This window comes from Litoreibacter meonggei (assembly GCF_003663885.1).
GTDB lineage: Bacteria > Pseudomonadota > Alphaproteobacteria > Rhodobacterales > Rhodobacteraceae > Litoreibacter > Litoreibacter meonggei.
Window position 1 is genome coordinate 297,501 of record NZ_RCCE01000003.1, and the last position, 17,943, is coordinate 315,443.

At 56.9% G+C, this 17,943-nt stretch carries 18 protein-coding genes and 1 tRNA gene; 7 read left to right on the forward strand and 12 right to left on the reverse strand.

The window, feature by feature from the left end; genetic code table 11:
• Nucleotides 1–666: 666 nt before the first annotated feature.
• From BCF46_RS09895 to BCF46_RS09910, 4 genes are all read right to left on the reverse strand, one after another.
• Complete coding sequence (locus BCF46_RS09895; protein ID WP_121024494.1) at nt 667–1,308, reverse strand: protein-methionine-sulfoxide reductase heme-binding subunit MsrQ; 642 nt, start codon at nt 1,306–1,308, stop codon at nt 667–669.
• 9 nt (nt 1,309–1,317) lie between these two features.
• The gene (gene msrP / locus BCF46_RS09900) at nt 1,318–2,229 is read right to left on the reverse strand and encodes a protein-methionine-sulfoxide reductase catalytic subunit MsrP (protein WP_121023757.1); all 912 of its coding nucleotides are present in this window, start codon (nt 2,227–2,229) and stop codon (nt 1,318–1,320) included.
• 139 nt (nt 2,230–2,368) lie between these two features.
• On the reverse strand, nt 2,369–2,998 hold the full coding sequence (locus tag BCF46_RS09905) for an MSMEG_1061 family FMN-dependent PPOX-type flavoprotein (RefSeq protein ID WP_121023759.1): 630 nt from the start codon (nt 2,996–2,998) through the stop codon (nt 2,369–2,371).
• Between the two features lie 132 nt (nt 2,999–3,130).
• On the reverse strand, nt 3,131–4,618 hold the full coding sequence (locus BCF46_RS09910) for an FMN-binding glutamate synthase family protein (protein ID WP_121024496.1): 1,488 nt from the start codon (nt 4,616–4,618) through the stop codon (nt 3,131–3,133).
• Between the two features lie 259 nt (nt 4,619–4,877).
• On the opposite strand from BCF46_RS09910, the gene BCF46_RS09915 reads away from it, so the two are divergent.
• Nucleotides 4,878–5,360: a fasciclin domain-containing protein gene (locus BCF46_RS09915; RefSeq protein WP_121023761.1), complete on the forward strand. Its 483-nt coding sequence runs from the start codon at nt 4,878–4,880 to the stop codon at nt 5,358–5,360.
• Nucleotides 5,361–5,410: 50 nt separating this feature from the next.
• On the opposite strand, the gene clpB is transcribed toward BCF46_RS09915, so the two are convergent.
• Nucleotides 5,411–8,026 (reverse strand): ATP-dependent chaperone ClpB, encoded by a 2,616-nt coding sequence (gene clpB, locus BCF46_RS09920; protein ID WP_121023763.1) that lies wholly within the window; start codon nt 8,024–8,026, stop codon nt 5,411–5,413.
• 221 nt (nt 8,027–8,247) lie between these two features.
• On the opposite strand from clpB, the gene BCF46_RS09925 reads away from it, so the two are divergent.
• A complete protein-coding gene (locus BCF46_RS09925; protein WP_121023765.1) occupies nt 8,248–8,562 on the forward strand; it encodes a hypothetical protein in 315 nt (104 codons plus the stop codon).
• Between the two features lie 57 nt (nt 8,563–8,619).
• Nucleotides 8,620–9,309, forward strand: a complete 690-nt coding sequence (gene pyrF / locus BCF46_RS09930; RefSeq protein ID WP_121023767.1) for an orotidine-5'-phosphate decarboxylase — start codon at nt 8,620–8,622, stop codon at nt 9,307–9,309.
• Between the two features lie 63 nt (nt 9,310–9,372).
• On the opposite strand, the gene BCF46_RS09935 is transcribed toward pyrF, so the two are convergent.
• The 4 genes from BCF46_RS09935 to BCF46_RS09950 form a co-directional block, all read right to left on the reverse strand.
• On the reverse strand, nt 9,373–9,663 hold the full coding sequence (locus tag BCF46_RS09935; protein WP_121023769.1) for a hypothetical protein: 291 nt from the start codon (nt 9,661–9,663) through the stop codon (nt 9,373–9,375).
• A gap of 278 nt (nt 9,664–9,941) precedes the next feature.
• Nucleotides 9,942–10,241 carry an NfeD family protein gene (locus BCF46_RS09940; RefSeq protein ID WP_245989986.1) on the reverse strand — a complete coding sequence of 100 codons (300 nt, stop codon included), beginning with the start codon at nt 10,239–10,241 and terminating at the stop codon, nt 9,942–9,944.
• Nucleotides 10,241–11,128, reverse strand: a complete 888-nt coding sequence (locus BCF46_RS09945; protein ID WP_121023771.1) for an SPFH domain-containing protein — start codon at nt 11,126–11,128, stop codon at nt 10,241–10,243. The genes BCF46_RS09940 and BCF46_RS09945 overlap by 1 nt, the downstream gene beginning before the upstream one ends.
• 92 nt (nt 11,129–11,220) lie before the next feature.
• Nucleotides 11,221–11,628 (reverse strand): NUDIX hydrolase, encoded by a 408-nt coding sequence (locus BCF46_RS09950; protein ID WP_121023773.1) that lies wholly within the window; start codon nt 11,626–11,628, stop codon nt 11,221–11,223.
• A 55-nt stretch (nt 11,629–11,683) separates the two neighbouring features.
• Between BCF46_RS09950 and BCF46_RS09955 the strand changes: the two genes are divergently transcribed.
• Nucleotides 11,684–12,934, forward strand: coding sequence for a DNA polymerase IV (locus BCF46_RS09955; protein WP_121023775.1), 1,251 nt, complete (start codon nt 11,684–11,686; stop codon nt 12,932–12,934).
• A gap of 3 nt (nt 12,935–12,937) precedes the next feature.
• Here BCF46_RS09955 and BCF46_RS09960 read toward each other — a convergent pair whose 3' ends face one another.
• Nucleotides 12,938–13,798, reverse strand: a complete 861-nt coding sequence (locus tag BCF46_RS09960) for an N-formylglutamate amidohydrolase (RefSeq protein ID WP_121023777.1) — start codon at nt 13,796–13,798, stop codon at nt 12,938–12,940.
• Nucleotides 13,799–13,948: 150 nt separating this feature from the next.
• Between BCF46_RS09960 and BCF46_RS09965 the strand changes: the two genes are divergently transcribed.
• Nucleotides 13,949–14,023 (forward strand) — tRNA-Val (locus BCF46_RS09965).
• A 57-nt stretch (nt 14,024–14,080) separates the two neighbouring features.
• Entirely contained in the window at nt 14,081–14,206 is a 126-nt protein-coding gene (ykgO, locus tag BCF46_RS09970) for a type B 50S ribosomal protein L36 (RefSeq protein WP_048864290.1), read from the forward strand.
• A gap of 242 nt (nt 14,207–14,448) precedes the next feature.
• On the opposite strand, the gene BCF46_RS09975 is transcribed toward ykgO, so the two are convergent.
• On the reverse strand, nt 14,449–15,432 hold the full coding sequence (locus tag BCF46_RS09975; protein ID WP_121023779.1) for a nuclear transport factor 2 family protein: 984 nt from the start codon (nt 15,430–15,432) through the stop codon (nt 14,449–14,451).
• A 384-nt stretch (nt 15,433–15,816) separates the two neighbouring features.
• Nucleotides 15,817–16,764 (reverse strand): hydroxymethylbilane synthase, encoded by a 948-nt coding sequence (gene hemC, locus BCF46_RS09985; protein ID WP_121023784.1) that lies wholly within the window; start codon nt 16,762–16,764, stop codon nt 15,817–15,819.
• A 100-nt stretch (nt 16,765–16,864) separates the two neighbouring features.
• Here hemC and hemE point away from each other — a divergent pair, with 100 nt between their 5' ends.
• Nucleotides 16,865–17,908: a uroporphyrinogen decarboxylase gene (hemE, locus tag BCF46_RS09990; protein WP_121023786.1), complete on the forward strand. Its 1,044-nt coding sequence runs from the start codon at nt 16,865–16,867 to the stop codon at nt 17,906–17,908.
• The last annotated feature ends 35 nt before the right edge of the window (nt 17,909–17,943 follow it).

The following is a 17,943-nucleotide window of genomic DNA, read 5'->3' on the forward strand; positions in this document are numbered from 1 at the left end:
ATTCATCATACCCAGCTTACTGAACCAGGCATGACGTCTTAACCGTTTGGTTGTGCTTGAAGTTATCAAAGATAACAAAAAGCCGTCCAAACAGTGAAGCTGACCTCACATTATCGCCCAATCATCCGAAAACGACCAAACTAGTGAGTTTTGATATGTGACGAGGTTGATCCATCGAAATGGCCAAACCGCCCACATATCTCTTCATGTGTATCTATCAATTTCAAAGAGCGTAGAGACAAAAACAAACCGAAGCGCCTAACGTGTTTGGCGCATCAACCTGCATAAGTCTCTGTTTTTATTCCGCTTTCCGAACCAACCAGCCCGTCCAGCGCCCCGACACTGCATCACTGCCCCGCCGGTGAAGGGGGTTCTAGGCCCACTCGCCCACGCCCGCAACACCTTTTTTCAACTTAATCATCAAAAACTTGAAGTGATCCATATTATCGTTTATTTACAGCACTCTACGGATCAAAATTTCCTAGGAAACCTCAGGCAAATGCTGCAAGTGCAAAGGGGACATTGGCGCGGTTCCCATTTCGACTTGGGGTTATCCACACGAGAACCACAAAATGTGGATTGTTTAGCCGAATCCGAGGGACTCGCCTGCGTTTTAATCTCCGACTCGGCGGCGATTCAGACGTGGGCGACTCAAATGACTCGGCTTCATGGCAAAAGTCTTTTCCCACGCAGGGCCAATAGACTCAAAATCACGGCCAGATAGATCAATGGCTCAGCCTCCCAGACTTTTTGCACCATGACATAATGCACACCGCCCAGAACAATTGCCGGATAACAGAGCTTGTGCAGCCGCTGCCACGCGACCGGCCCCATCAAACGGATCATCGCGTTGTTTGATGTCATCGCAACCGGGATCAGCAGCAAGAAGCCTACCATCCCGATCGTAATATAGGGCCGCTTCAGAACATCCGACCAAGCCTCGGCCCATCGGAACTGGATATCAAGACCAAGCCAGATGCCCAGATGCAGGACCACGTAAAAGAATGTCAGCAACCCCAAGGGACGCCGGAACTTGATCAGTTTCAAGCGGAAGCGATCACGCAGGACGGAAATCAGCATCGTCGCGATGAAGAATTGCAGCGCCAGTTCGCCTAGCCAGTGCTCAATGGTTCGAGCGGGATCGACGCCAAGGCTATTACCAAACACATCATAGATGCCCGACAAAGCCAGCGTTATGCCAACCAATATGTAAATTCCCGGAAGTGCGCCGACCAAATAAACCAGCCAAGTCGGCACTGGACGCAGAACGGCGTTGATCCGTTCCGCTGGGGTCAATGCATGGGACATCAATAACACTTAGAAGTTCTTGGCGAGGTCCATGCCCTCGTACAGACCAGCCACCTGCTCTTCGTAGCCGTTGAACATCGGCGTCGGAATCCGCTTGGCCAGCAGACCGCCACCGACGCGACGCTCGGACGCCTGCGACCAGCGTGGGTGATCCACCTCCGGGTTCACATTACTGTAGAAGCCGTACTCGCGCGCGTTGATCGTGTTCCAACTGGTTTCTGGCTGGGTGTCGGTAAGCGTGATCTTCACGATCGATTTGATCGACTTGAAACCGTATTTCCACGGCACCACCAGACGCATGGGCGCGCCGTTCTGGTTCGGGATCGGCTTGCCGTAAATACCCGTCGCCATGATGGTGAGCGGGTGCATCGCCTCGTCTAGTCGCAGACCTTCGCGGTAGGGCCATGGAACGAAGCGCCGCTTCTGGCCCCACATCTCCTCGGGGCGGAGCAGGGTTTCAAACGCGACGTATTTGGCACCGCTTTGCACGCCCGCCATGTTCAGCAAATCGGCCAGTTCAAACCCATTCCACGGGATGACCATCGACCACGCCTCGACGCACCGGAAGCGGTAGATACGTTCCTCCACGGTCATGGCGGCCATGATGTCTTTGAAGGAATAGGTGCCGGGCTTGTCGACCAGGCCGTCGATCTCGACTTCCCACGGATCGGTGGTCAACGCCGACGCATATTCAGCAGGGTCGGACTTGCCGGTCCCGAACTCGTAGAAGTTGTTATATTGCGTAATTTCATCCCACGCGTTGGGCTCTTCGTCAGTCGAGTATTGCGACGCCAAGGCAGGCCCCGCGATGCCCGTAGCGGCCAAGGCCGAGGCACCAGCCATGAAGGCCCGCCGGTTCAGGAATACGTTTTCGGGAGTGACGTCGTCCCATGTCAGATCAGATTTGAACCGGTTGGCCATACTATAGAGTCCTCGCTATTGCGTGTTCCCTTATGACTTACGCGCCCCGAGGCGCAAAACCAAATGAGGCCTGCTCACGAAACTGTGGGAATGGTGTCATCGTAGCGTGAGCTGTTTCACCTCGCGCGCGCCGACAAGATCAATACAAACGGGTTCTCTCGTCGACAGAATGATCATCTTGCACCTCATCCAAGGTTTGTTTCCGCTCTACAGTTTCAAGAACCCACTCCGCCAACGTGGGGGCGGTTTTACGTGCTGGCCAGCTGTCCGGGTACCAAAGTCGGGACCGAATTAACGATTTGGAGCAGTGCATAAATGCTTCCTGCACCTCAACGACCATGGCCAGAAGCGGCTCTTTGCCATTGATCGCGTGACGTTTGTTAATCGCGCTGTCTCTTACGATGCGAGCTTTGCCTGCAACGCGGAGAGTGTCGCCATGCCCCGGCACAATGAACAAAATAGCTACATTGGGATCTTCAAGAATGTTCTGGAAGCCATCGACACGGTGATTGCCCAATCTATCAGGAATTATCAGCGTTTTGTTGTCATAGACTTCGACAAAACCAGCGGGATCTCCCTTCGGCGACACATCAATCAGTCCGTCCGTGGATTTTGTGGCCACAATAATGAAGGGCGCAGTGGCAATGAACTTCCGTGCGACGTCGTTAAGCTGATCTGTGACTTTGAGAAACGTGTTGGTGAAGCCCTCGGTCGGTAGCAATTCGCGTAGCCGTGACACGCTCGTAATTTCTTCGTCCACTGTCAGCATCGAGAAATCCTTCTTGCGTAATCGCCATGCATTACTTGCCAGCGGGATTACTATAGCAGATTTCAAAGACACTCAGGGGATTAGTCGAAGGGCTCCTGCCCACAAGTTGCGATCAAAGGGGTAAAGCCCCCGTTAACCTGCGTCCTTCACCGGATACAACACATCCATCGGCACCGATTTCCCCGTGTCCTGTACAAGCCGCACATGTTCGCGCCGCATCTGGCGCGGCTCGGGAACGCCGACGGAGTGAGCGATCAGCTCCACCTCCTTCACGATGCTTTTGGCATAGCGGGCGACCTTCTTATATTTGTCCTCCGGCACCAGTCCCTGTTGGAACCTTGGATCGTGCGTGGTGATGCCTGTAGGGCAGGTGTTCTTGTTGCACTTCATGGCCTGAATGCAGCCAAGGCTAAACATGAATCCCCGCGCGGAGGTCACGAAGTCAGCCCCGGCAGCCAGCGCCCAAGCGACATCGCCGGGCACCATCAGCTTGCCGGAGGCAATCAGACGGATGCGGTCTTTTAGGCCATACTCACGCAACAAGTTTGCCACTTCGGGCAGCGCTTCCTTGATCGTGACACCCACCAGATCCATCAACGGCAATGGTGCCGCGCCAGTGCCGCCCTCGCCACCGTCTAGGGTGATGAAATCCGGTGCTTCGTCCCTCTGAAGCACCAGATCGAACAACTCACGGAAGGGCGCGTCCGATCCAAACACGGTTTTGATCCCTACCGGTTTGCCGGTCACTTCACGAATATGAACAATCAAATCGAGCAACTCGCTAGAGTTCGACACTTCTATGTGGCGGTTGGGCGAGATGCTGTCTTGCCCCTCGTCGATCCCGCGAATAACGGCTATCTCGGCTGACACCTTAGCGCCGGGCAAGATACCGCCCTTACCTGGCTTGGCCCCTTGTGCCAGCTTCAGCTCGAACATCTTCACTTGCGGATGCGCCGCAACCTCGCGCAGCTTATCGTCGTTCAGTGATCCATCTTTATTGCGCACGCCATACTTCGCCGTACCGATCTGAAACACGATGTCCGCCCCGCCTGCCAAATGGTAGGGGCTCAACCCTCCCTCGCCGGTGTTCATCCAGATGCCCGCATCTTTAGCCCCACGTGACAAAGCAGTCACGGCAGGACGGGATATCGCGCCGTAGGACATGCCGGACAAATTGAAGAACGATTTGGCCTCATAGGGCTGGCGCGCTGCAGCTCCGATCACCAAGGGTTCGGACGACGCGAATTGATTGTCTAACGGCGGGAAAGCGGCATTCACAAAAAGCGGCGTACCAACCACCGACAGATTGCGGGTGGACCCGAACGCAACGGTATTTCCCTCTCCACTGGTCGCACGCTTCACCCAGTCACGTTGAGCCCTGTTGAAAGGAAGTTCTTCACGATCCATTGCAAAAAAATACTGACGGAAGAATTCGCCCAGCTCGGTAAAGATATGCCGAAAGCGCCCGATAACGGGATAGTTGCGCCTGATGGCGTCACTCGTCTGGGACCGGTCGATGACAAATAGAACCAAGGCAAGAAGGGCTACGATCCCGATAACCCCCACAAAGGCGAGCGCCATCACTTCGATCACCCAGCCCGCCCAATCAAACATCCACATACCGGTTCCCCATTTAATGATGTGCCTACTGTCGGATGCGCCGCCAGAACACGCAAGTGAATGCTCCATACCCCGCGTTGCGATCACGGGCGATAACAAGAATGTCATTGGAAAGCCGGAAAACCGTTTGCTTAGGCCAAGCTCAAGTTTGGTCAAGAATGGAAAAGTGCTGATCGGCGACATCCTGCCGTGGGGTTTGTGCGTATCGGTTCCGATGCTCAATCACGAGCGTCTTTTGTAATGAACAGGAGACTACGAAATGATCCGCAGAACTTTTATCGCTCTGACCGCCGCCGCAGCCCTGACGGCACCAGCCTTCGCAGATGGCCACTCCAAGGACATCGTCGATACAGCCGTCGCCGCTGGCAGCTTCGGCACCCTTGTGGCCGCCGTGCAAGCGGCAGGCTTGGTTGACACTCTGAAAGGCGAAGGCCCGTTCACCGTCTTCGCACCCACGGACGAGGCATTTGCCGCCTTGCCTGAAGGCACGGTCGAAACTCTGCTCAAGCCTGAGAACAAGGATCAGCTAACCGCGATCCTTACCTATCACGTCGTGGCTGGCAAAGTGATGTCGGGCGATCTGTCCGACGGCATGACGGCTGCGACCGTGCAAGGTGGCGATGTAACAATCAAAACCGAGGGTGGCGTGATGGTAAATGATGCCAACGTAACCGCGGCCGACATTGAAGCGTCCAACGGCGTCATCCACGTCATCGACAAGGTCATTATGCCCGCAAGCTAACGGGCCAAACCTGAATAATGAAAGGGCGCCCGAAGGCGCCCTTTTTTACGTTAGTGAACCACCGCGTCGTCCGGCTTTGGTCTGTTGGACGCACTTATGCGCCCACCAACCAGCAATCCGTCCGGCCCTGCGCTCACTTCGACGGTCGAGCCATCAAGCACCTCGCCCGCCAAGATCATCTCGGCCAGCGGATCTTGCAGTGCACGCTGAATGGCGCGCTTTAAGGGACGCGCCCCGAACACAGGATCGTAGCCCTCATCGGCAAGCCATTGCTTGGCATCCTCGTCCAGCGCCAAAGTGATCTTGCGACCAGCAAGACGTTTTTCCAAACGCGCCATCTGGATGTCGACAATCGCGTTCATGTCGTCTCGGGCAAGGCGGTCGAAGATGATGGTCTCGTCCAGACGGTTCAGGAACTCGGGGCGGAAATGCGCCCGCACCGCGTCCATCACGTCGCGCTTGGCAGCCGCGGCGTCTGCACCCTCGGGAAGCTGGCTCAGCGCCTGCGCCCCAAGGTTCGAGGTCAGGATGATCAGCGTCTGCTTGAAGTCCACCGTGCGACCTTGGCCGTCCGTCAGAACCCCGTCATCCAATACCTGCAACAGCACGTTGAACACGTCAGGGTGCGCCTTCTCGACCTCGTCGAACAGCACAACCTGATAAGGCCTGCGCCGCACGGCCTCGGTCAAAACGCCGCCTTCGTCATAGCCGACATAGCCTGGAGGCGCACCAATCAAACGCGACACGGCGTGTTTCTCCATGAACTCGGACATGTCGATACGCACCATCGCGCTATCATCATCGAACAAATACTCCGCCACGGCCTTGGTCAGCTCGGTTTTACCTACGCCGGTTGGCCCGAGGAACAGGAAGCTGCCAAGTGGACGGTTCTCGTCGTTCAGCCCAGCGCGCGCACGACGCACGGCGTTGGCGACCGCCTGCACAGGAAGACGCTGCCCGATCACACGGCGACCCAGCTCTTCTTCCATCTTCAGCAGCTTCTCACGCTCGCCTTCCAGCATTTTGGAGGTCGGAATACCGGTCCAACGTTCAACAACGCTTGCGATCTGCTCAGGCCGCACGGCCTCTTCGACCATCTGCGTTTCTTCGCGGCTTTCGGCCTCGGTCAACGCTTTCTCCAGATTTGGGATCACGCCGTAAGACAGCTCCCCCGCTTTCGCGAGGTTGCCTTCACGTTTGGCGATATCCAACTCGGCCCGCGCACGGTCCAGCTTCTCTTTCAGATCACGCGCGCCTTCCAGCTTGTCGCGTTCCGCTTGCCAAGCCGCCGTCATCTCGGACGACTTTTCTTGCAGCTCGCCAAGTTCCTTTTGCAAGGTCTCCAACCGATCCACCGACGCCGCATCATCCTCTTTTTCCAAAGCGGCAGCTTCGATCTGCAATTGCAGGATCTGGCGGTCCAACGCGTCCAGCTCTTCCGGTTTGCTGTCGACTTCCATCCGCAACCGCGACGCGGCTTCGTCTACAAGGTCGATGGCTTTATCCGGCAAGAAGCGGTCGGTGATATAGCGATGCGAAAGCTCCGCCGCCGCAACCAAGGCACTGTCAGAAATTCGCACCCCATGGTGCAGCTCGTACTTTTCCTTGATGCCCCGCAGGATCGACACCGTGTCTTCAACGGTCGGCTCGGCCACCAGCACAGGCTGGAAACGCCGCGCTAGGGCCGCGTCTTTCTCGACGTGTTTGCGGTATTCATCCAAAGTCGTGGCACCAACGCAGTGCAACTCACCCCGCGCCAAAGCAGGTTTCAGCAAGTTGGAGGCGTCCATGGACCCCTCGCTTGCACCCGCACCGACCAGCGTGTGCATCTCGTCGATGAACAGGATGATTTCGCCCGCTGCCGCTGTCACTTCCGACAGGATCGCTTTCAGACGCTCCTCGAACTCCCCGCGATACTTCGCACCCGCAATCAGCGCGCCCATGTCCAAAGACATCAGCTGCTTGTTGCGCAAGGATTCCGGCACGTCACCATCGACGATGCGCAATGCAAGACCCTCGGCTATCGCAGTTTTACCAACGCCGGGCTCCCCGATCAAAACCGGGTTGTTCTTGGTGCGGCGTGACAGAACCTGCATCGTGCGACGAATTTCTTCGTCACGGCCGATGATCGGATCAATCTTGCCTTCTCTGGCAGCCTCAGTCAGGTCACGCGCGTATTTCTTCAGCGCATCATAGCCTTCTTCGGCATTGGCACTGTCGGCGGTGCGCCCCTTGCGCACGTCATTGATCGCGGAGTTCAGCTTTTGCGCCGATACGGCACCAGCATCCAAAGCATCTTTCGCGGGGCTTTTCACCATTGCCAAGGCGCATAGCATCCGCTCCACCGGCACAAAGCTGTCGCCAGCTTTCTTTGCCAGTTTTTCCGCCTCATCCAGCACTTTGCCGGTTTGGCTGTCCATGTAGACCTGCCCGCCGGAACCGGTGACTTTCGGGATTTTTCCCATCGCCAGTTCAACGGCCTCTTTCACGCGCGCAGGCGCCCCGCCAGCGGCAGAAATCAGGTTGGAGGCAAGCCCCTGCTCGTCATCCATAATCGCTTTGAGAAGGTGTTCAGGGGCAAGGCGCTGATGGTCCTCACGCATTGCGATCGTTTGCGCGGCCTGGATGAACCCGCGGGCGCGCTCGGTGAATTTTTCCAAATCCATTGGGTACGTTCCTTTCATTAAGCCTTTGTCGAATTGTAGCCCGCTAGGCGGCACTGTGCTTTGACAAATCTCAAGTCTTAAATGGGGAGTAGCCTCCACCTGCTCAAGGGGGTGTGATCACAAAATTTCGACGTTACAAGGATTCACTACGTTGTGACCGGCCTTTGGTAGCGACGGAACCTTTTCAACCCTACGTTGTTGTTAGTGAAAAGGAGGTAACTATGAGCAGTTATCAAACAGAAGTGCAGAACTTGAACTACAACGCCGCAACGCGGTGTTTCGAGGCCTTGGTTGTATTTCACGAGGGGCACGAGACCCGCAAGGTCCCGATCTCCACTCCTTTGCCAATCGCCACAGATTTTGAGGCCGTGTCTACCGTTTTAGTTGCGCGCGCGAAGGCGCACCGCTCCAAAGGCCGCGCTAGACTCGTGTCGCGGTCACCCATCCAGAAGTCGGGCCGGCTCATCCACATCAACGACATGATCCGCCAACTCAAAGACACCATGGGTCTGAAGGATATGCCCGCCGCAGCTTGACGACGAAGCGTCAGACAGGCAGCTAGGGAAAAATCCTAGCTGCAAAGGCCCGTTCCCATGTCTGATGACCGTCTGATCGTTGCAATTGACCTCCCCAATGCCCTCGCTGGACTGGAATTGAGCCAGCGCCTCGGCGATAGCGTAAATTTCTACAAAATCGGCCTCGGGATGCTGACCGGCGGTGGCCTTGCGCTCGCCAACGAGCTCAAGGACGAGCATGGCAAGCGCATCTTTCTCGACATGAAACTGTTCGACATCGGGGCAACCGTCGAGGCCGCCGTTCGTGGCCTTGCGCAGTTTGATCATGACTTCCTAACCGTCCACGGCGACCCCCATGTGGTGCGCGCTGCCAAGGAAGGTGCGTCGGGGACCAACATGAAAATCCTTGGCGTTACGGTTTTGACATCGCTTGACCGTGCCGATCTTGATGATGGCTGTATCAAAGCTGGTGACATTCACGAGATTACGCTGGAACGCGCGGCAAAAGCCCTAGAGGCAGGGGCCGACGGCGTCATCGCCTCCCCGCAAGAAGCCGCGATGATCCGCGCCCTCCCCGAGGCCGAGGGTCGTTTGATCGTCACCCCCGGCGTGCGCCCGTCTGGTTCGGCACTTGGTGACCAAAAACGCGTCGCAACTCCAGCCAAAGCTATAAGCGACGGGGCAGACCATATCGTGGTAGGCCGCCCGATCTGGCAAGCAACAAGTCCGCGCGCGGCAGCCCAAGCCATCCTTGACGAGCTGTCATAAGAAAACGGGCTCCTCGGTTAAGAGGAGCCCGCTTTTTTCGGTCTCGGAAGGAGATCGTATTGATTAGTTGCGCGCTGTGCGCTCAGCGGCAGAGTCGTTGCCAAGGGCGAAGAATGCTTGAACGTCGCGGCTAACATCAGCGCCACCGATCATTGCGTTCATTTCAGCTGCGGATTCATTGGCGGAGATACCGACTTTCAGCGCTTTCGCCACGTTGCCAGTGGATGTTTCGCTCACGGTCAGTTCAGCGGCAGAGTCGTTGCCCATGGCGAAGAAAGCTTGCGGGTTGCTCACATCAGCAAATGCAGGTGCGGTTGCGGTCAGGGCGATAACAGTTGCGATAATGGTTTTCATTTTGTGTACTCCGGTTTCGGTTTTTAAGTTCAGCGTTGTTGCTGTTGATGAACCAAACTTGGAGCTTTCCCCGCTCACACTCAATGAACAGCTTCGTGAGAATTGCGCACGATTGGTGCGTGTATGAACAGACTTGGTGCAAGGTTGAGCAGCGGATAACAAGCCCGTTAGAACTGATCAAATCATCAAGAAATTTGAAACTATCTGGTGGCTAGATACGTGAAGGCCCGCACCAAAGGCACGGGCACATGATCTTTTTACTCAGTTGAAAAAAGGAATCAGTTCTCGTTGATATCTTTGTCCCAAACTTTGACCTGACCGTTACGGCGACCAAAGTACTGGCGCAGCCCCAACCAAGTGAGGAGCGACACCGCCCCGTAAACAGATAGCGTTATCGGCAACGAGTCCATCATCATCCCTGCCGGCCAAACCCCGGCTGCGAACACAACCCCCATTGCCGCCGCCGCAAGGGCGAAGCCCAGCAGGATGTATCCAGGCATCAGGATTTCGAACACGCCCAGCAACAACGCCAGCGCGAACCAGACCCAGTATTGGTTCCAAAGAATGAATTGTTCCATCAGGTCCTCCCCTTCAGAAGTTTAAACGCGTCGCCAAAGGCATCCAGCGCGGCGGACGGCAACAACACGGTTTGCTTGCCGGCCCCTTGAGCAACTTCAGACAATGCCTCTACTTGCTTCAAAGCCACTTGATATTGCGCAGCCTCCACGCCGTTTTCCTTGATCGCGACAGCAACCACTTCGGTTGCGTAGGCTTCGGCATCCGCTTCGATACGACGGGCTTTTGCCAGCTGCTCAGCGGCATAAAGCTGGGCATCAGCGTTCAATTCAACCGATCGTTTGGAGCCCTCGGCTTCCGTCACCTGCGCACGACGTGCCCGTTCAGCATTCAACTGCTGCATCATCGCAGCGCGGGTCGCGTCATCAAGATTAACGTCCAAAATCTCGGCCCGGGTCACTTCGATGCCCCAATCATCCACGACTTTTTCAAGCGACGACTGGATGCGTTCGATCAACTGGCCGCGGTTGGACTGGACTTGGTCCAGCTCCAGCGTACCCAACTCGGAGCGCACGATACCAACAACAGTGGTCATGATCGCCGCGTCGATGTCGCGAATACGGTAAACCGTCTTTTCCGGCTCGATGATGCGGTAAAACACGCTGCTTTCGACCTGCACCAACACGTTGTCAGACGTAATAGCATCTTGGCGATTGGTCGGGAGTTGGCGTTCCAGAATGGAAATCTTGTGCGCAACACGATCCAGAAACGGCACGATAAAGTTGATACCAGGCCCAAGCACCGAGCGCAGGCGACCGAAGCGTTCAACCACGAACTTGTCGCTTTGAGGGACGATCCGCACGCCCGCGAGGACGACGACGACCAAAAAGACGAACAACAGCAAGAATACTGCGTTATTGCCCAAAAACCCCAAAATAATGTCTTCCATCAATAAATTCCCTTCACTGTCCTAAAGGTTATATGGGGTGCGCAAGGACCGTTTAGAAGAAAGAAACAATCTGTTTCGGTCGATATCGGCGGCTAGAGTCTTTCCAGATACACCCGCAGGCAGTCCTGCAAATGCGCGATAGCATCGCCGCGGGACAGGTATTCGTCCGGGGACATGAGCGCCCAGCGCTGCCCTTCATCTCCGAAAACTACGCCCAATTCCGCTCCGGCAGGCAAATGAGCTGCGAAGAAATACGAGGTCCCTGCGGGCACGGTTGTCTGATACGCCCTTTTGCCGACCAGTTGATCCGACATCAATGTCAGCCCGAACTCTTCCTTCAGCTCGCGCAACACGCATTCCTCGGGGCTTTCCCCCAACTCTCTTCCGCCTCCGGCAAAATCCCAGCACGCCGGAAAAGGGATGTGATCAAAATCATCGCGCAACGCGACCAACACCCGCTCCCCAATAAAAACCGCTACTTTTGCCCCATGAAATTCCATGCGCCATAGATAGCATAAGATTGCCGCTTACACCCCGCTGGCGTATCACCACCCCATGCCATCGCTTTGCCGAACCTGTTTCCATCAATATGACCAAGGCGCCCGCTGCCCCGCCTGCGGGTCGCCCCGCGTCATGTCACATCCGGAACTGTTCGACCTTTCCATCGCACATATGGATTGCGACGCCTTTTATGCGTCGGTCGAAAAGCGCGATAATCCGGCGCTACGCGACAAGCCGGTGATAATTGGCGGTGGCAGGCGCGGCGTGGTCTCTACCGCCTGCTACATCGCCCGCATTAAGGGTGTGCGCTCCGCGATGCCGATGTTTCAGGCGCTCAAGCTTTGCCCCGAGGCCGAAGTCGTACGCGGCCGCATGGACGTCTATGTAGAGGTCTCGCGCCAAATCCGCGCTTTGATGCAAAAGTTGACTCCCGCTATCGAGCCACTGTCGCTGGATGAAGCATTTCTAGACCTGACCGGAACCGAGAAACTGCACCACGCCCCGCCCGCTGTTATGCTGGCGCGGCTGGTAAACAGGATGGAAAGCGACATCGGTGTGAGCGGCTCCATCGGCTTGAGCCACAACAAGTTTCTCGCAAAGGTCGCGTCCGACTTGGACAAGCCACGCGGCTTTTCTGTTATCGGCAAGGCGGAAACTGACGACTTCCTGCGTGACCGCCCCGTCTCTTTGATCTGGGGTGTCGGCGCGGTGACCCGCGAGAGTCTGGAAAAGGCCGGCATTCGCACATTCGCCGACCTGCTGCGGTGGGACCGCCAAGACCTGCACACGCGCTTCGGCTCCATGGGGAACCGCTTATGGCACCTTGCACGCGGCGAGGACCGCCGCCGTGTGTCCGCTCATGAACCGGTCAAAGGAATCTCGAACGAAACCACGTTCCATGATGACACCGCCGACACTGACCTGCTGGACGGTCACCTATGGCGCATGGCGGAAAAGGTAGCGGATCGCGCGAAGGCCAAGCAAATTGCCGGTCGCGTCGTCACGCTGAAGCTGAAGACCGCCAAGTTCAAACTCATTACCCGCCGCCAATCCTTGCGAGACCCGACGCAACTGGCCGACCGCATTTACCGCACGGCGCGGGATTTGATGACGAATGTACGTGAGGGTCCGTACCGCCTGCTGGGCGTCGGCATTTCGGACCTGATGCCCGAAGACGACGCCGACCGCACCCCGGATTTGCTTGACCCCGACGCCGCAAAGCGCACCGAGGCAGAGCGTGCCACAGACAAAATCCGCGAAAAGTTTGGTAGCGATGCGATCAAAAAAGGCCGCTCCCTGCGCTGAGACCTACTCGGCGGCCAGTGGCAGTTCTTGGCGACCCACATCAGCAATTTCCGCCACGATCCGTTCCATCAATGCCCGGAAGCTGTCGAAGTTGCCGTTCGGCCTGACATATTGCTCGTTCATATAAAGAGCGCGGTCAATCTCGATCTGGACGGCGTGATGGCCCCGCGATGGGCGACCGTAAGCCTGCGTGATGTAGGCCCCAGCAAAGGGCGCATTGCGGCTGACCCGAAGCCCTGCTTCCAGAAAGACAGTCTCGATCAGGTCGACGATTTTTCCGTCCGCCGCCGCCCCGAACCGATCGCCAAGCACAACGTCTGGGCGCGCAAATCCTGTGTGAACCGCGGATTGTACAGCCTCGTGCGGCATGGAGTGGAAGTCGACCAGCACCGCGCGGCCAAAGACGCGGTTGGTGTCCTCCATCAATTGCCCAAGGCGATTATGATATGGACGCCAGTACTGCTCCACGCGTGCGTTGGCCTCCGCCATCGAGAGCTTTCCGGAATAAATCGCTCGCCCGTTCGCCACGACCCTCGGGATCACCCCAAGTCCTGACGCGATCCGTGGGTTGTGGCCAGGGCGGCGCACGTCTTGCACCACTGCGGGGTCCAACTCGTCACAGGCCCGGTTCAGATCAATGAAGGCACGCGGCATATGGGCTGCCAGAAATGGCGCGCCAAACTTGGCGGCGGGGGCCACCAGCCTGTCCATGAATGCATCTTCCGATGAACGGATCTGCAATTCATCCAGAACAGAGCTGCGCAGGAAAGCGCGCGTATAGTTCCGCCCGCTATGTGGACTGGCAAAGACCATGCAGCTGGTCTGGACCTCTGGTAGGGTCAATGTGTAGGCGTCGTTCATCATGCCCGCTCCTGTTGCCATAAGTATAAGGCTAAAATTTGCTCATTCAAAAGCCCTTGAACAGCTTTCCGACTCCTTCTATAGAGCGCGGACCAACGTGCTTCGGCTGCGTCCCCTTTGCTGTGGGACCGGTTCGGAAAATGAAGGTCAGATGGGCGCTTAGCTCAGCGGTAGAGCACTTCGTTGACATCGAAGTGGTCACTGGTTCGATCCCAGTAGTGCCCACCATCTGAAGGAATTTTAATTGAAGGCGCCCTATCGCGCTGGACGAATAGGAGAAGAGACATGAAGGTTAAGAACTCACTTCGCTCCCTGAAGTCGCGCCACCGGGATTGCCGGGTCGTGCGCCGCAAGGGCCGCGTTTACGTGATCAACAAAACCCAGCCTCGCTTTAAAGCCCGCCAAGGTTAATTTCTTGGGCTAAGCTTGAGCGCTTAGGCGTTTTGCTAAAAATTTTAGAGGCCGCTCCTTCGGGGGCGGCCTTTTTCGTTGGGGGGCGACTACTAGAAGAGATCGAGGCCCAAAGTCCGCTATGCGGACAAAACTGCCATTGCGCAATGCAATTCGAATGTCCGCAATGACTGCAGACATTCTGATGTTTAACACGAAAGAATTCCCTCAAAAGTCAGCAAAGTAGTCCAGTGGTACTCATCCTAGGAACCTTGCGAGTGTGGTAACGGATCATATCCCAGCTGCAGCAAAACATGCGGGACATCAACAAACACCCAGTTCTCGACAAGCAGCTCATTTTCCCGTCGCCACCAGTCACAGACACGCATGAATACCCGCTCCTTCGTGGGGCCTTGCCCTAGGAATGGCTTCACGTTGACACCGGTTAGGGATGGCCAACCGCCCGAGCACGTATAATTTCCGTCACCATATCTTGTGAAGTGCTTGGTCATCCCATTGCCCTTGGACCCGCCTGACCATCCGTCAAATTGGGACTCGAATGGAACCTGAAACGATGCAAATTCCTCAATGCCTACAAAACTTCCAAAGGCGCCCGGACCGTACCACATCATATTGTCGTGCCAATAAGGTCGCCATGCTTCGTCCTTGGTTGCAAGTTCTGTGAGCATATCCGTCACGATCTGATAACTGCGTTGGCCCTCGGCTGGATCGGGTTCATTCGTGATGACGCCGTCTTTGCTCGCCGGTCCTTGGATCAACCCAGTATAGCCGCGCGACAGACCCGGCCCAATGGGCAGCGGCCATTGATTGCAGGCGATCATCAATTCCGGGATGTCGAGGTAGATATAGCTTTCGACCGCTTTTCCGTTCTCAATACGGTGAAATTCACCATAGCGTAGATAGCTTAGCGTGCCTGTGGCTTTGATACCGATCCAATCTTGGGCAAAGTGCCCGACGAAGTAGCCTGTGGAACTGATCCAATCCTGTCCTTCAAACTGGCCAGCCATGAAAATGTCGTCGCGTCTGTAAAGCCCTTCGAATGAGTGCTGTAACGGATGCAGAAATTTGTCGAGGTACGCGTCTGCCCCCTGCAATTCATTGAACGGGTGGACAACGTTGATGTCGGCATCCGCGGAGAAGAATGCGGCAATTGCTTCAGACCAATCAGATGGGTGTTGCAGGGCATCTGCGTACCGCAGATAGAGTGAACGGTCATGTGATGACATGATGTTTCCTTTTTGAATGCGTCGATTTGATGTGGTGGGTCAGGTTATTGGTGACCTGGACCCGCACGCATTCTGGAAAAAGGAATGCGACCCGGACGCCTTGACCGCACGGCCAGCAAACGCATGGTTGCGTTCTTGGCGGATGATTGCATCGATTGAAGGCTCTTTGATCCCATACTGTGACCGTAAAGTTTTCGATGCGACAGGCAAGAGTAAACCAGCGTTTTACGGCAGCGCTTCCAAGAGAGAGGAAGCCGAATAGGCGTGAGTCCTGTTTAGAAGCCTTGATCTTGCAAAATGACACCAAACAAAGCCGACTTTCGTGCGACTTGCAGCATCGGTTGTTTTGGGCTCAGAGCCGCCATTCCAACAAACCCCTGCCCGCTAACTCCGCCAGTCAAAGAAGTTCTTGGGTGCCCGTGCGGTCAAACGATCCGCCACGGCACGGCCCATTTCCGCGGCATGCTCAATCGTGGACGTCTCGGCATCGCTCAATGCCTCTGACCCGTCAGGGCGCAAAATCTCGGCACGGAAATTCACTGTGTCGCCATCAAGCTCTGCCAAGCCCGCAATCGGCGTCTCACAAGAGCCTTCCAGTTGCGCCAGATAGGCGCGCTCACACGCCAGCCGCTGGCCGGTGGGAATATCGTGGATCGCCGATAGCATCTCCGCCACGCGGGTGTCATCACCGCGTCGCTCGATCCCGATCGCACCCTGCGCTACGGCTGGCAGCATCTCAGTCGTTTCAATTCCCGTCGCTGGAACGCCATCCATCGCAAGACGGTTCAACCCCGCCATCGCAAGGAATGTGCATGTCGCGACCCCAGCATCCAGCTTCTTCAGCCGAGTTTGCACATTGCCGCGGAACTCCACCACATTCAGGTCAGGGCGACGGTGCAAAATCTGCGCACGGCGACGCAGGGAAGATGTCCCTACAGTATCGCCCTGCGCCAATTCGGCAATGCCCTTCGCTTTCAACGACACAAACGCATCGCGCACGTCCTCGCGCGGCAGGTAGGTGTCCAACAACAAGCCCTGCGGCTGCTCCACCGGCATGTCTTTCATCGAATGAACCGCAATGTCGATCTGGCCCGACAGCAGGTCATCCTCGATCTCGCGGGTAAACAATCCCTTGCCGCCGATCTCTTTCAACGGGCGGTCCAGAATGGCATCGCCTGTGGTCTTGATCACCACAACCTCGAACGCCTCTTCCGGCAAATCGAACGCCGCCATAAGCCGCGCACGCGTCTCGTAGGCCTGCGCCAAAGCCAGCGGCGATCCGCGGGTGCCAATCCGCAAGGGTGAGGTCGGGGTGGGTAGGTTCAATGCCATGACAGCTTGCTTAAATGGGCACACGAATGCTGACAAGCTGTCGCCTTGACATTCGGTCGCCCGAGCGCGGACAAGAGGTCGCAATAGAAGGAGTGTGGCCATGGCCGAGCAGAAGAAAATCATGCGTGCATTGGCAGGCGAAACACTGGATACGCCACCGATCTGGATGATGCGCCAAGCGGGCCGCTATCTGCCGGAATACAAGGCCACCCGTGCGCAGGCTGGCGACTTCCTGTCCCTGTGCTACAACCCCGACCTGGCGACCGAGGTCACGTTGCAGCCGCTCCGCCGCTTCGATTTCGACGCGGCCATTCTGTTCGCCGACATCCTGCTGCTGCCACAGGCATTGGGGGCGGATTTGTGGTTCGTCACCGGCGAAGGCCCGCGCCTATCGACGGTGACCAGCGCCGCCGACTTTGCCAAACTCAAAGGCCCGTCCGACGTGCACGAGCACTTGGCCCCCATCTACCAAACGGTACGCAACCTTGCAGGCGAGCTACCCAAGACCACCACGCTGATCGGCTTCGCGGGTGCTCCATGGACCGTGGCCACCTACATGATCGCAGGCCAAGGCACCCCAGACCAAGGCCCCGCCCACAAGCTGCGCGTCGAGCAGCCAGAGGTGTTCGACGCCCTGATCGACCTGCTGACCAATGCCACCATAGAATACCTGTCCGCGCAGATCGACGCGGGCGCCGAGGTGGTCAAACTGTTCGACAGCTGGGCGGGCTCGCTGTCGGGTGACGCATTCCAGAAATTCGCCCTCGCGCCCACCACTAAGATCATCCGCGCGCTGAAAGCCCGCCACCCGAACACGCCGATCATCGCCTTCCCGCGTGAAGCAGGTGACAACTACATCGGATTCGCAAAGGCGACTGGCGCGGATTGCGTGGCGCTCGACAATTCCGTCTCCGCCGATTGGGCGGCGGCCAACGTGCAGGTTGACGGCTGCGTTCAAGGCAACCTCGCCTCGCGCCACATGGTCACCGGCGGACAGGACTTGGTGGACGAGACCCGCGCCATCGTCAAAGCCTTTTCCAAAGGCCCGCACATCTTCAACCTCGGCCACGGCATCACTCCCGACGCCGATCCCGACAACGTGCAATTGATGATCGACACGGTGCGCGAAACCGCGTCGGCCTAGGCGCATATTTCACTGGAACACCAACCGCCCGTCCC

Coding starts and splice junctions, on each gene's coding strand:
- BCF46_RS09895 (WP_121024494.1), bottom strand. CDS start 1,308: ATGTCCCATGCATTGACCCCAGCGGAACGGATCAACGCCGTTCTGCGT.
- msrP (WP_121023757.1), bottom strand. CDS start 2,229: ATGGCCAACCGGTTCAAATCTGATCTGACATGGGACGACGTCACTCCC.
- BCF46_RS09905 (WP_121023759.1), bottom strand. CDS start 2,998: ATGCTGACAGTGGACGAAGAAATTACGAGCGTGTCACGGCTACGCGAA.
- BCF46_RS09910 (WP_121024496.1), bottom strand. CDS start 4,618: ATGTGGATGTTTGATTGGGCGGGCTGGGTGATCGAAGTGATGGCGCTC.
- BCF46_RS09915 (WP_121023761.1), top strand. CDS start 4,878: ATGATCCGCAGAACTTTTATCGCTCTGACCGCCGCCGCAGCCCTGACG.
- clpB (WP_121023763.1), bottom strand. CDS start 8,026: ATGGATTTGGAAAAATTCACCGAGCGCGCCCGCGGGTTCATCCAGGCC.
- BCF46_RS09925 (WP_121023765.1), top strand. CDS start 8,248: ATGAGCAGTTATCAAACAGAAGTGCAGAACTTGAACTACAACGCCGCA.
- pyrF (WP_121023767.1), top strand. CDS start 8,620: ATGTCTGATGACCGTCTGATCGTTGCAATTGACCTCCCCAATGCCCTC.
- BCF46_RS09935 (WP_121023769.1), bottom strand. CDS start 9,663: ATGAAAACCATTATCGCAACTGTTATCGCCCTGACCGCAACCGCACCT.
- BCF46_RS09940 (WP_245989986.1), bottom strand. CDS start 10,241: ATGGAACAATTCATTCTTTGGAACCAATACTGGGTCTGGTTCGCGCTG.
- BCF46_RS09945 (WP_121023771.1), bottom strand. CDS start 11,128: ATGGAAGACATTATTTTGGGGTTTTTGGGCAATAACGCAGTATTCTTG.
- BCF46_RS09950 (WP_121023773.1), bottom strand. CDS start 11,628: ATGGAATTTCATGGGGCAAAAGTAGCGGTTTTTATTGGGGAGCGGGTG.
- BCF46_RS09955 (WP_121023775.1), top strand. CDS start 11,684: ATGCCATCGCTTTGCCGAACCTGTTTCCATCAATATGACCAAGGCGCC.
- BCF46_RS09960 (WP_121023777.1), bottom strand. CDS start 13,798: ATGATGAACGACGCCTACACATTGACCCTACCAGAGGTCCAGACCAGC.
- ykgO (WP_048864290.1), top strand. CDS start 14,081: ATGAAGGTTAAGAACTCACTTCGCTCCCTGAAGTCGCGCCACCGGGAT.
- BCF46_RS09975 (WP_121023779.1), bottom strand. CDS start 15,432: ATGTCATCACATGACCGTTCACTCTATCTGCGGTACGCAGATGCCCTG.
- hemC (WP_121023784.1), bottom strand. CDS start 16,764: ATGGCATTGAACCTACCCACCCCGACCTCACCCTTGCGGATTGGCACC.
- hemE (WP_121023786.1), top strand. CDS start 16,865: ATGGCCGAGCAGAAGAAAATCATGCGTGCATTGGCAGGCGAAACACTG.